Annotated in this window: 10 protein-coding genes; 1 reads left to right on the plus strand and 9 read right to left on the minus strand. The window is 60.4% G+C overall.

Annotated elements, in window-relative coordinates:
* Nucleotides 1-706, minus strand: a 706-nt coding sequence (locus tag GSQ80_RS16965) for a cyanophycinase (protein WP_158788861.1), incomplete at its 3' end; no start/stop codon positions are given.
* A gap of 1,185 nt (nucleotides 707-1,891) precedes the next feature.
* On the opposite strand from GSQ80_RS16965, the gene glmM reads away from it, so the two are divergent.
* Nucleotides 1,892-3,238 carry a phosphoglucosamine mutase gene (gene glmM / locus GSQ80_RS16970; RefSeq protein WP_158788862.1) on the plus strand — a complete coding sequence of 449 codons (1,347 nt, stop codon included), beginning with the start codon at nucleotides 1,892-1,894 and terminating at the stop codon, nucleotides 3,236-3,238.
* 15 nt (nucleotides 3,239-3,253) lie between these two features.
* Here glmM and GSQ80_RS16975 read toward each other — a convergent pair whose 3' ends face one another.
* The 8 genes from GSQ80_RS16975 to rplQ form a co-directional block, all read right to left on the minus strand.
* Entirely contained in the window at nucleotides 3,254-4,153 is a 900-nt protein-coding gene (locus GSQ80_RS16975; RefSeq protein WP_158788863.1) for an alpha/beta hydrolase, read from the minus strand.
* Nucleotides 4,154-4,174: 21 nt separating this feature from the next.
* Nucleotides 4,175-7,126: a DNA polymerase I gene (polA, locus tag GSQ80_RS16980; protein ID WP_158788864.1), complete on the minus strand. Its 2,952-nt coding sequence runs from the start codon at nucleotides 7,124-7,126 to the stop codon at nucleotides 4,175-4,177.
* 33 nt (nucleotides 7,127-7,159) lie between these two features.
* Nucleotides 7,160-8,290 (minus strand): tRNA preQ1(34) S-adenosylmethionine ribosyltransferase-isomerase QueA, encoded by a 1,131-nt coding sequence (gene queA / locus GSQ80_RS16985; protein WP_158788865.1) that lies wholly within the window; start codon nucleotides 8,288-8,290, stop codon nucleotides 7,160-7,162.
* Complete coding sequence (locus GSQ80_RS16990; RefSeq protein ID WP_158788866.1) at nucleotides 8,291-8,923, minus strand: lysophospholipid acyltransferase family protein; 633 nt, start codon at nucleotides 8,921-8,923, stop codon at nucleotides 8,291-8,293.
* A gap of 17 nt (nucleotides 8,924-8,940) precedes the next feature.
* Nucleotides 8,941-10,512 (minus strand): FAD-dependent oxidoreductase, encoded by a 1,572-nt coding sequence (locus GSQ80_RS16995; RefSeq protein WP_158788867.1) that lies wholly within the window; start codon nucleotides 10,510-10,512, stop codon nucleotides 8,941-8,943.
* A 30-nt stretch (nucleotides 10,513-10,542) separates the two neighbouring features.
* Nucleotides 10,543-11,760, minus strand: a complete 1,218-nt coding sequence (locus GSQ80_RS17000; protein WP_158788868.1) for an ABC transporter permease — start codon at nucleotides 11,758-11,760, stop codon at nucleotides 10,543-10,545.
* Nucleotides 11,753-12,685 carry an ABC transporter ATP-binding protein gene (locus GSQ80_RS17005; protein WP_158788869.1) on the minus strand — a complete coding sequence of 311 codons (933 nt, stop codon included), beginning with the start codon at nucleotides 12,683-12,685 and terminating at the stop codon, nucleotides 11,753-11,755. The genes GSQ80_RS17000 and GSQ80_RS17005 overlap by 8 nt, the downstream gene beginning before the upstream one ends.
* Nucleotides 12,686-12,834: 149 nt before the next feature.
* Nucleotides 12,835-13,317 (minus strand): 50S ribosomal protein L17, encoded by a 483-nt coding sequence (rplQ, locus tag GSQ80_RS17010; RefSeq protein ID WP_158788870.1) that lies wholly within the window; start codon nucleotides 13,315-13,317, stop codon nucleotides 12,835-12,837.
* Between the last annotated feature and the right edge of the window lie 65 nt (nucleotides 13,318-13,382).

Here is a 13,382-nt window from a genome sequence, read left to right on the forward strand (position 1 = left end):
GCCCCATCCGGTCCCGCTTCACAAAGTGCGAGTCCGTAATCGTATCCGCCAGCAACGGATCATCCAGAAACCCACGCACCACCACCACCTGGTGCTGAAACGGATCCGCCAGCGCCGCCTTCGAGCTCAAATTCTCCTCATCCTTCCCATCATTCTGTGCCGAGTAAATGAACTCCCCCTGCACCGCCAGCCCCGCACTCGTCCCACCCACCGGAACCCCGCGCCGTATCGCCGCATTCACCGCATCTTCCACCGGCGTCCCCTTCCAGAAGTTGATGTACTCAGCCTGGTCCCCACCCGCAATAAAGACCGCCTCCGCCTTTCCAATAATCTCTGCAACCTTCGCATCCGCTGCCGCCGCCCGCGACGGAATCACCAGCGTCGCCACGGAATTCATCCGGCAAAGCCCCTGCACATAAGGGTTGTAATCGTCACCCCCATGGCTGCGCAAAATAAGAAAATCCCCACCCCCGGAGTGTGCGCACATCCACTTGAACGCCTCATCCAAATCTGTCCCGCCGCCCATCAGCGCAAACCCCGCCTGCGTCTTCGCCACCGCATCCGCCGGACTCCCTACGCGAACATACGTATACGGCTTCACGCTCTGCGCCTCAACCACCCGGGACCCGCAGGCCAGGGACCCGCAACCAAGCAGAACGAAACTAATTATCCTCAACAGTCGCGCCACAAAAGAAAACATCTTCATGTCCACCTCGCCAAAGCGCTCGCAGAAAGGAGCGCAGGGTCTTGTTCATCTCCTACGGGCTTCTAATAAAAAGATTCTAGGTTGCAAATCACCCGGGAGACTGCTCCTGCGCAGGATTTGCAGAGACACCCCCGCTCAACAAACCCCCATGCCAGGCCCGTTCACGATGGACATAGCACCGCTCGCGAAGCCAGCCCCTTGGTCGGCTATTAGGTATCCGGAGGTTTCAACCTCATGGAGCGAGCCTATAAGGTACCCACGGCCGCAGCTTCATTGAACGAGCCTCTAGGCACCACAGCTTCAGCCTCATTGAACGAGCCTCTAGGCACCCCAGCTGCAGCTTCATTGAACGAGCCTCTAGGCACCCCAGCTGCAGCTTCATTGAACGAGCCTCTAGGCACCACAGCTTCAGCCTCATTGAACGAGCCTATAAGGTACCCACGGCCGCAGCTTCATTGAACGAGCCTCTAGGCGCCACAGCTTCAGCCTCATTGAACGAGCCTCTAGGCACCCCAGCTGCAGCTTCATTGAACGAGCCTCTAGGCGCCACAGCTTCAGCCTCATTGAACGAGCCTCTAGTCACCCCAGCTGCAGCTTCCTTGAACGAGCCTCTAGGTACCCCAAGGCTTCAGCCTTGGGTCTCACAACATTCGGCCGAAGGCCCTTCCTCGCTGCCGCAGGCCGGAGTGAAGCCGCAGGCGAAACGACAAAATTGCCTTCCTTCGCACCCCCACAAGCCATTGCGCCACGCGAAGCCCCTCGCCGTCCGCGCAGGACCCTGTCAAGCCCCCGCGAACGCCCAAAACCACCAAAACCCCTGTCAACACTGGCGATAAATCTTTCAAAAACCTGGCATAGTTACCCTACCCAACTTGATACACTTGAAGTAGAGTCGAAATTCCAGAACGCTGCACCGGCAACCGCCGCTGCAGCTTTCACATTTAAGCCTCTAACTCCAATAGAAGCAAATAGATACCCGTAACCCTTTTAGAATGAACCGTTTGAAAGCAGTGCTCACTAGCCAACCTGCACATTCCAAACGACTTCACTACACGAAAAGTGAAAGCAGGGGGAGGGGGGTAGGTGGCACCCCCATCCGCCACAATCGCCACCGCCGGCACTAGCCCTTACCGCGCTCATCCACTAGCATCATGAGTTGGAGCATCAAGCGCCTCAAGGACCAGCATGCGGAAGTTGTTTGGAACGGACGGAATACGAGCGGTCGCGGGCGAAGCCCCCCTGGACAAGCGCACCATCTACGCAGTTGGCGTAGCCCTGGCCACCAAGCTCGCCGAAGCCCACCATCCCGTCCGCATCGTCATGGGCATGGACACCCGCGAGAGCTGCCCCTGGATCGCCGCCACCCTCACCGCCGGCCTCCGCGCCGCCGGTGCCGACCTCGCCTCCGCGGGCGTCCTCACCACGCCCGCCATCGCCTTCCTCGCCCGCAAGCATGGCTTCTCCGCGGGCGTCGTCATCTCCGCCAGCCACAATCCCTGGCAGGACAACGGCATCAAGATCTTCGCCCACGATGGCTACAAACTCCCCGACGAAGTCGAACTCGGCATTGAATCCGAAATCACGAAAGTCCTGGCCACCAACCCAACCGTCCCCGAAAACCCCGCCGTCCCCGAGGTCAACGAGTCCTACCGCGCCGACTACATCCGCTTCCTCCTCACCGCCGTCCCCGGCATCTCCCTCGACAATCGCCACATCGTCCTCGACTGCGCTAACGGCGCCGCCAGCTCCGTCGCACCCCAGCTATTCGAGTCACTCCACGGCACCGTCGACGTAACTCACGCCTCACCCGACGGCCGCAACATCAACGAACATTGCGGCGCCCTCCACCCCGAAATCGTCGCCGCTCAAGTCAAAGTCTCCAGCGCCTCCATGGGCATCACCTTCGACGGCGACGCCGACCGCGCCCTCTTCGCCGATGAGAACGGCAACGTCGTCAACGGCGACGCCATCATGCTAGCCTGCGCCCGCGACCTCCAGGCCCGCGGCGAGCTGGCCAACAACCTCGTCGTCGCCACCACCATGTCCAACATGGGCCTCGAAGCCGCCTTCGCCCGCTCCGGCATCCGCATGCTCCGCGCCCCCGTCGGCGACAAATACGTCCTCGAAGAGATGCGCAACTCCGGCGCCTCGCTAGGCGGCGAACAGTCCGGCCACATTCTCTTCCCCGCCCGCGCCACCACCGGTGACGGCCTCCTAACCGCGCTTCTAGTCCTGGATCTCGTCCACCGCAGCCACAAACCCCTCGGCCAACTCATCGCCGACCTAACCAACTACCCGCAGATCATCCTCAACGTAAAGGTCCGCGAAAAGCTCCCTCTCAACACCTTCCCAACCATCGTCGCCGCCATCGCCGCCGCCGAAGCCGACCTCTCCACCACCGGCCGCGTAGTCATCCGCTACTCCGGCACCGAAGCCCTCGCCCGCGTAATGATCGAAGCCGAAAGCGCCGAAGCCATGCACCACCACGCCACCACCATAGCCAACGCCATCCGCTCCGAACTAGGCGTCTAGCGACAATTCTCACGGCTACGGCATTCCCACCGCACCCGCGGGCCCGAGCACATGAATCGTCTTCAACCAAGCCTCCGCCAGCCCAGTCCACCCCGAGATCGGCAGCTCCTTCTGTCCCATCCCAAATCCATGGCCACCAAGCGTATACACGTGCAGCTCCGCAGGCACCTTCGCATTCTTCAGCGCCTCAAAATAAACCAGCACGTTCTCGACATGCGCTGTGTAATCATTCTCAGCCTGCACTAAAAATGTAGGCGGCACCGACAGCGTAGGCGCCAGCACCGGATCAACCCTCCCCGCACCCGTCGGATCCGTCAGCCACCCCGGATAAATCACCATCTGAAAATCAGGCTTGGCATCGGCCGTCGACCCCGCAACCTTTGCCCCCTGAAAATCCGGATGCGTACTAAGCGTCACCGCCAAATGCGCGCCCGCCGAGAATCCAATCACCCCAACCTTATGCGGATCAATCCCCCACTCCGCAGCATGAGCCCGCGTAATCCGCATCGCCTGCTGCGCATCCTCCAGGTCCTCCACATTCGCCGGATAGTGCCCATCCTCCGGCACCCGATACTTCACCAGCACACAAGTCATCCCAATCGAATTCAACCACTGACAAATATCCGTCCCTTCCGTCGTATAACTCAGCCGCAGATACGACCCACCCGGAAACACCACCGCCGCCGCCGCCGTATTCTTCCCCGCCGCCGGCGCATACACCGTCAAACTCGGCTGGCTCACATTCGTAACGTGAAGCACAGATTTTCCCGCAGCCGTCACAGTAGTCGTATCCGTCTCCGCCCCCACGACCTTAGCCGGCTCAGGATTCCCATTCGGCCACAACAGCAGCGTAGCCTTCTGCGCCACCCCCAACGACGACAACATCATCACCGCAACAACCCACACCATTCGCATAGCCACCATCTTAGCCGCGAATCACTTAATATCCCTCCAATTCGAACCCAACCCCACGTCCGCCACAATCGGCACACTAAACGTCGCAGCCGACTCCATCTCCCGCTTCACCAGCTCCTGCATCTCCTCGGCCTCTTCCGGCACCACGTCAAACAGCAACTCGTCGTGCACCTGCAGCGTCATCACCGACTTCAGCCCCCGCTTTCGCATCGCAGCATCAATCCGCAGCATCGCAATCTTGATCAAATCCGCAGCCGTTCCCTGCAGCGGAGTATTCACCGCCGTCCGCTCCGCAAACCCGCGCTGATTCGGATTGCGCGACTGAATATCCGGTATCGGCCGCACCCTTCCAAACGCCGTCCGCACCGCCCCGTCCCGCCGCACTGTCTCCAGAGTCTTCTCAATAAACGCAGCCACGCCCTTATACCGCTCAAAATACCGCGCAATATATTCCTTCGCCACCTTCTGCTCAATCCCCAACTGAGCCGCCAATCCAAACGGCGAGATCCCATACACAATCCCGAAGTTCACCGCCTTCGCCCGCGCGCGCGTCTCCTTATCCATCGTCTCCGCATCCACCTCGAAGACCTCCGCCGCAGTCAGCGTATGAATATCCTTGCCCGTCCTGTAAGCATCGAGCAGCAGCGGATCCTGCGAGAAGTGCGCCATTAGCCGCAACTCAATCTGCGAATAATCCGCCGACATCAGCAGGTTCCCCGCCCCCGCCACAAACGCCGCGCGAATCTCCCGTCCCACCGCCGTCCGCACCGGAATATTCTGCAGATTCGGATTCGTCGAGCTCAGCCTTCCCGTCGCCGTTCCCACCTGGTTGAACGTCGTATGGATCCGCCCCTGCGCATCGGCCAACACGGGTAGCGCGTCGAGATAAGTCCCCTTCAACTTCTGCAGCTGCCGATACTCCAACACCAGCGCCGGCACCTCGTGATGCGCCGCCAAATCCTCCAGCACATCCTGCGCCGTAGAAATCACCTTGCCCTTGCCATACTTCATCGGCTTCGGCAGATCCATCTTGTTGAACAGCACATCACCCAACTGCTTCGGCGAGTTGATATTAAATCGATGCCCCGTACTCGCGTAAATCCGCTCGGCTAAATCATCAATCGTCACCGCCAGCCGCGAGCTCATCTCCCGCAGCACGTCGCTATCCACCCGCACGCCCGCCTGCTCCATCCGCAACAACACCGACACCAACGGCAAATCCAGCTTTTGATAAACCTCGCTCAACGTAGAGTCTTCATCAAGCTCCCGATCGCTCCTTCTTCCTCCTTCCTGCTTCCTACTTCCTGCCTTCGTCACCGGCTCGGCGAACAACATCTCCTTCGTCATCGCGCCGCCAAGCCCCGGCTCGTCCGGCAAAATCTCACTTGGCCGCGCGGTCTCCGACTCCACCAGCTGTTCCGCCAGCGTCTTCGCCAACCGCACCACCGCAGCAGCAGCCTCTGCCAGCCTCTTCGGATCGTTAGGATTGTCTTTCGTCGGCTGATGCAGCAATGCCAGGCTAGTCGACCGCGCCGCAATATCAATCAGCGTGTGCGATGCATGCGTAGGATTCAGCAGATAGCTCTCCAGCATCACATCCGTAACCGCTCCACCAAGCTTCATACCATGCGGCTCCAACGCCCGCAGCACCGCCTTCAGATCATGCACCTGCTTCGGCAGCGAAGCATCCTCCAGCGCCTCCCGCAACCCCGGCGTATCCAATCCCGCTTCAATCGACAGCCCGGCAGTAACCGCCAGCCCCAGCCTGCAAGCCGGATCGCCACTCACCGGCACCAGCGGGGTCTTCGCCGCAACCTCCTCCTCTCCCCCGCCAAACAACGACATATTCTGCGCCGGCTCGGGCTCAACCTCTACCTCCGCTTCAGCCTCCGCACTAACCTCTTCGGCCACAGCCTGCGCATTCGCCGCCATCGCCACCGCCAAGTGTCCCGCCTCGCGCGCCTCCTTCAGGAGCTTCTTCAAATCGTCAGCCGACGCCTTCACGTTATACGTCGTCACCACCGCATCCACGTCCGGCGCCAAATCCTTCAACAGCGTCGTAAACTCCAACTCCGTAAACAGCGCCCGACAAGCCGCATTATCCACCGGCTGCGTCCGCATCGCCTCAATCGAAAACTCAATCGGCACGCTGGTATGAATCGTCACCAACTCCTTCGACAACAAAATATTCTCGCGATTATTCTGCAGCGACTCGCGATAGGTTTTCTTCTTCACCTCATCCGCCCGATCCAGCGCACCCTCCACCGTACCGAACTGCTGGATCAACTCCACCGAACCCTTATCCCCGATCCCCGGCGCACCCGGGATGTTATCAATAGCATCTCCGCGCAGCGCCATCACATCAATCACCCGACTTGGCGGAACCCCCAACACCTTCTCCACACCCGCCGGATCGAGAATCAAATTATCCTTCGTCGGATTCAGAATTGACACACTCTCATTCACCAACTGCATCATGTCCTTGTCGCTCGACACCACAAACACCTTGTGTCCCAACGCGGCCAGCTTGCAACTCAGCGTCCCAATTACGTCATCAGCCTCAAACCCCTCGTAGTACAAAATCGGAATCCGAAACGCCTCCAGCGCCCGCCGAATATACGGCTGCTGCTGAATCAAATCCGGCGGCGTCTCTACGCGGTTCGCCTTATACCCGCCATACTCAATCGTCTCGAACTGCTGCGTCTTGATGTTGAACTTCTGCACATCCTTCATCTGCGCAGCCATCTCATTGCGATGCACCGGCGCCCCCACGTCATACACCGCCGCCAGATATTCCGGCTTGAAATCCGCACGCAGCTTGTTGATCATGTTCACAAACACATACGTGGCCGCGGTGGGAATCCCCGTCCGCGTGGTCATCGGCCGCGACCGCTGCATCGCGTGATACGCCCGAAAAATAAAGGCCATGGAGTCGAGCAGATAAATCGGCGGTTTGTCGTTTTTAGTCGTCATCAGTCTCTTTCGATTGGATGCTGCACGCAGCGTCTAGAGAATCAGCATACAGTCGCCATAAGAAAAGAATCGGTACCGCTCCTCCACCGCGTGCGCATAAGCCGCCAGCACCTGCTCCCGCCCCGCAAACGCCGACACCAGCATTAACAGCGTCGACTCCGGCAGATGAAAGTTCGTCAGCAACCCACCCACCACCTTAAACTCCGCACCCGGTGATAGAAACAAACTCGTGCTCCCCGAATGCGCCTCGAATGCCTCATCAATCCCGGCCCCGCGCGACTCTGCCTCACGCGCCACGTGCTCCAGCGTTCGCGTCGTCGTCGTGCCCGCCGCAACAATCCGCCGCCCCTCTCTCCGCGCGCGATTCACCGACTCCGCCGCGTCCGCCGAGATCGTATAGCTCTCCGCATGCAGCCGAATCCCTTCAGTCCGCTCCGCCCGCACCGGCTGAAACGTCCCCAGCCCCACATGCAACGTCAACCGCGCAATCTCCACACCCTTCGCCCGCAGCTCTTCTAGTATCTTCGGCGTAAAGTGCAGTCCCGCCGTAGGCGCAGCCGAAGACCCTCGCTCCTCCACACCCCCCAGAGGCTGTGAATACACCGTCTGATACCGCTCCCGATCCTCCGCCCGATCCGGCGCATCTTTTGCCCGATGAATATAAGGAGGCAGCGGCAGATGCCCAATCCGCTCCAGCGCCGCATGAAAATCCTCCACAGCATCGAACCTCAAAGTTCGCTCCCCAAACTCCCCCACCCCCACCACCACAGCCCGCAGCACAATCTCATCCGAACCCGCCCCCGCAAACATCAGCGTCTCCCCCACCGACGCCTTCTTCGCCGGCTTCACCAGCGCGCTCCACTCGTTCTCGCCCCCGAGCTTCTCCGTCAGCAGCACCTCCACCAACCCACTTGGCGCCGGCGATTTCTCCTGCGTAGCCAGCCCCCCTCGCCGTGCATACAACCGCGCCGGAATCACCCGAGAATCATTCAGCACCAGCAAGTCCCCTGCCCGCAGCAACGACGGCAGCTCCGCAAATCTCCGATCCGCAAACGCCCCCGTCCGCCGATCGAGCGTCATCATCCGGCTCGTCCCCCGTACCTCCGGCGGCCGCTGCGCGATCAACTCTTCCGGCAACTCATAACCAAATTCCGAGACCAGCATCTACTCTCGCGCTCCCGACGCCATCGCCACCGCCTCATCCAGCGCCTTCTGCACCAGCTCCAACTCTGGCCGCACATGCTCCGGCCACCCAAACGTCACCGTAGCAAACGGCTTCGGAATCGCAAACCGGTCCCAGCTCTTCAAATACCACGCCCGCGAAGCCTCCGCATGATAGGCCCCAATCCAAGTCGCCCCCGTCAGTTCAGCAAGCTGCACCGGCCCCGCCTTCGACACTCGAGCCGGGCCCCTCGGCCCATCCGCCGTAAACGCGCACCGATGCCCAGCCGCATACGCGTCCGCCATTCCCTTCAATCCCGAAGCACCGCCCCGCGAACTCGATCCCCGCACCGCCAAAAATCCCAGCCGCTCCACCGTCCTTGCAATCAACTCCCCATCGAACGAGCGCGAGATCAAAATTGCAATTCCCAAATTCCGAAACCGATGCGCGCACGTAAGCATCGAGCAATGCCAGAACGCGAACACCACCGGCCCCGGCAGCGTATGTCCCACCGGCACCCCCGGCGTATTCACATCGCGATACCGCAGCGTCGCCCCCACAACACGGATCAGCAGCGCCATGATCGGAGGCACCACAGCCAGCAACAACTTCTCTTTACGCGTGAAGGAAGGCACAAGCTCCAGTCTATCGGCTAAGCCAATCCCGCCGCCAACCGCTCCGCAAGCCTTAACGCCAACGCCATCATCGTCAACGTCGGCAGCTGCGCACTTCCATCCGGAAACACCGCCGCACTTGCAATCGAAAGATTCTCCACCCCGTGCACCTTCATCTCCGCATCCACCACGCTCGTCCGCGGATCCGTCCCCATGCAAGCCCCGCCCATCGCATGCCGCGCATCTTCCAACCCCTCGAGCGCCCCATCGCCCAATATTCCCGGCGCCCACTCCACCCCGGTCAGTCCCATCGCCTCAAACTGCTCCTTCAAATGTGCCGCATACTTCCGCATCGTTCCAACCTCCTGCTCCGACACGCGCCAGTCCACCACCACCTCCGGCATCCCCGTGTCACCTCTCCCGTCGGCCAACATCACCCGAGAGCAAGACGGCCGATCCTGCGCCAAATTAAACTGCAGCTTCACCGCCGCCCCATCCGAAATAAATCGCCTCCCCCGCAGCTTCGCTCCCAGCACCAGCCGCGCTCCATCCAGCATCGCCCCAGGAATCTTCAGAGCATGCGTGGTCAGCGCCTTCGCCAACTCCCCGCGCTGCAACGACGTCAGCATCTCCCGCACCACCGCAATCCCCGACCCCTCCGGCTCCACAATGGCAAGATGCGCCAATATAGGATTCAGCCCCAGCCTCTCCCGCAACTCCTGCGAAGCCTCCAGCTTCACACTGTGCAACGTCCCTCCGCGCATATCTGTCGCCCCACCCGTAAAGAAAACCCATGGCCTCAACTCGCGCACTACACGCGCACGCGCCGCCCCCGTCAACGTCGCCGCCGGCAGCGTCACGTGGTCATGAAAGTTTCGCCCCACCTGATCATGCTCATTCCCCAAACCGGAAGCCAGCAGCAGCCGCGAAGCCTCCACAGTCCCCGCTGCCAGCACGACCTCGTCCGCCTCAAACCGCACCATCTTCCCCGCTGGAGTCCGTACCACCACCGTCTCTATCCGCCCGCCCTCCGCAGCCAGCAGCAACTCCACCACCTGCGCGTGCAGATACACGCGCGCCCGCTCCAACAAATCCTTCCCCAGCGACGGCGCCAAATTCCTCCGCGGAAACGCCATCCACTTCGACACCCGCGCCTCCACCCCGCTGAGCCCCTCAAGCATTGCCGGCAGCGGCTGACCAATCGCCTCAAAGAATTCACCCCCCTCGAACGGCAGCGTCCCCACCTCCAGCAACCCCTCAGCCTCCGCTACGAACGGCTTCAGCTCCTCAGCCCCCACCGGCCAAGCCTCCGCCCCATCCTCGGCCATAGCAAGCACCTGCCCACCCCACCTAAGCGACGTTCCCCCAAACACCCGAAAGCGTCCCTCCGTAGTCCCAACATGCGCCTGCCCCTTCAGCTCAGCTCGCGCAAACAGCCTCTGCCCACTGTCCTCAATCGAGTGCCCACCGGCCTCCAGCACCACCACGTCGGTCCCCGCCAGCGCCAGCCGCCGCGCCAGCACCAGCCCCGCAATCCCCGCACCCACTACGCACACCTGCGACCGAACAGCCTCTTTCGGGGCTTCTGCCGTTGCGAGATCGATCTCCATCCAGCCTCTCCAGTGGCTAGCGCAAGTGCTCTAGCTGTACTTCAACCAGCGAAGAATCTCAGGGAGATTGGGCTTCTTGCCGTACATCAAAATTCCCACGCGATAGATCCGCGACGACACCCACAGCACCGCATAAATCGTAATCAATATCAACCCGATCGACAGCGCAATCTCCCACGGCTGTGGCATCGAGATCGAGATGCGCAAGTCCATCAGCAGCGGCGCACAAAACGGAATCTGCGAAACGATCCGCGACATCAGCGAGTTCGGATTTGTCACAATCGGCATCAGCATCAGCATGCTGAAAAACAGCGGCATCATCAAAAACATATTCAGTTGCTGCAGCTCTTGCTCCGAGTTCGTCATCGCTCCCAGCGCCGCCGCTACCGCCGAGTACAGCGCATACCCCAGCGCAAAATACACGATGAAGTACACCACCTGCGGCGTGCTGATCTGCACCCCGCTCGTCGCCCCCAACCGCGCGGCAATCAACCCCGCGGCCCCCATCCAGATGGCAACTTGCGTCAGCCCTACCGCACCCACGCCAAGAATCTTTCCCGCCAGCAGCTCATCCGGCTTGATCGTCGCCAGCAGCACCTCGAACACCCGCGACGTCTTCTCCTCAATAATCGATCGCGCCACATTCATCCCATACAGCAACACCACCATGTACATCAGGAAGAACAGCACATACGCCACCAGGAACGACGACTTCGAGTTCCCATGCACCCCATTCTTCCCCAAAACATTCAGCGTCACCGGCGCCATCAACGCGGCCGTCTCCGAGTCCGAAACACCCTTCTGCGCCAGGTACTCCTTCGTCAGCACATGATGCAGCGCCTCTTCAATCGCCGAACTCGTCGCAATGTCCGCAGTCGACCGCGGCGTAAAATCGAACGTCGGCCGCCGCCCAGCGTCAGTCGCCGGCACAATCACCAGGTAGCCGTCCAACTCCTTGTTCGCCATCTCCTGGTCCAACACCGCATGCGAAGTCCTTGCCGGCAAAATGTCCACCGTCATCTGACTGTCTTTGCCATTCTGAAGCTCTTGCTTCAAATCATCGGCAAGCTGCAACTGGGACGTCAGCACAGCAATGTGCGACGTCGTCTTCGACTTCGCCGCCAGCGTCGCAACCCCAAACAGCCCGCCACCCATCAGCAGCGGAATCAAAATCGTCGCAATCAAAAACCCCTTGGTCTTGATCCGCTCCGTATACTCGCGCTTCGCAATCAGCCAGACATTATGCATCGACGATACCTCGAGCTTCCTCGTCACCAAAACTCGCGCGCACGCGTTCAATAAAGATCTCTTCTAGAGTCGGCTCCTTCACATCGAAGCGATGAATCACGGTGCCCCTCGCCATCGCCTCGGCCAGCACCTTCTGCGCGCCTGCCTCGCTGTGCAGCTTCAATTCCGCAACCCCCGCATAGTTCTTGGCTTCTTCCACTTCGGCATTCTGCAAGAATGTTTCATCGCCTGAGAACACCACATGCACCCGGTTCCGCGGATAGCTCGACTTCACCTCGCGCATCGATCCCGACAGCACCAGCTTCCCCCGCGAGATCAGCGCAATCGCATCGCACATCTTCTCCACCTGGTCCATCCGGTGCGTCGAAAACAACACCGCCTTCCCCTCTTTGCGCAGATCAATCAGCGTATCCTGCAGCAGCTCCGCATTCACCGGATCCAGCCCGCTAAACGGCTCGTCCATAATGATCAACTCCGGCTCATGCAGCAGCGCCGCAATGAACTGGATCTTCTGCTGCATGCCCTTGGAAAGCTCCTCGGTCTTCTTCTCGATCGCCTCTGTAATCTGCACCCGCTCGCACCAAGCCAGCGACCGCGACCGTGCCGTCGCCTCGCTCAACCCATGCAGCTGCCCGAGGAACACCAGCTGATCAATCACCTTCATCTTCTTGTACAGCCCGCGCTCTTCCGGCAGATATCCCACCCGATGCAGAGCCTTCCGATCAAACGGCTTCCCAAACAAACTCACCGACCCAGAGTCCGGCACCGTCATCCCGATCATCATCCGAATCGTGCTCGTCTTCCCCGACCCATTCGGTCCCAGCAGCCCAAACATCGTTCCCGGTTCAATGGTCAGCGACAGCCCTTCCACCGCAACCTTCGTGTCATACACCTTGCGAATCTTCTCGAGTTCAACAATCGGCATGCGTTTGAACGCCTTCTTCCGGAGACAACTCCGTTTTCTTGGGAGATACTCCGGCTAGTCTATCTCAACGCACATGCGGCGCTCGCCAAACGAAAGAGGCGCACCCCGAAGGATGCGCCTCTCTCAAACGAACTCAAATCAACCGAAGCCTACGCCGCAGTTCCAGGTTCAGCGGGCGGTTCCGCCTGGCCGCTCTCTTCCATCTGCTTCTGCAGCTCCTCACGACGTTTCGCACGAGCCTCAGCGCGCTTCCCTGCCTTCTCACTCAATTCCTGCTCAGCGCCCAGCAGCTCAATGTACGCCATCTCCGCTGCATCGCCCTGCCGCTGTCCCGTGCGCACAATGCGCGAGTAACCACCCGGACGCGATCCATAACGCGGCGCCACGGTGTTGAACAAACGATCCACCGACTCCGGTGTCATCATGTACGCCAACGCCTGCCGACGAGAGTGAACGCTGCCGTTCTTGCCCAGCGTAATCATCTTCTCGACGATCGGCTTCGAAGCCTTCGCCTTGGTAATGGTGGTGTGAACGCGATCGTTCAAAATAATCGAGGTAACGAGGTTGCGAAGCAAAGCGCGGCGATGGCTGGTATTACGTCCCAGCTTAAATCCGCCATTACGGTGGCGCATGATGATCTCCTTCGACCCGGACTTCTGCCCGGCTCGGGTGCTACAAGTTAGTGCGGCGCAGCAGA

Source organism: Granulicella sp. L46 (assembly GCF_009765785.1).
Lineage (GTDB): Bacteria > Acidobacteriota > Terriglobia > Terriglobales > Acidobacteriaceae > Granulicella.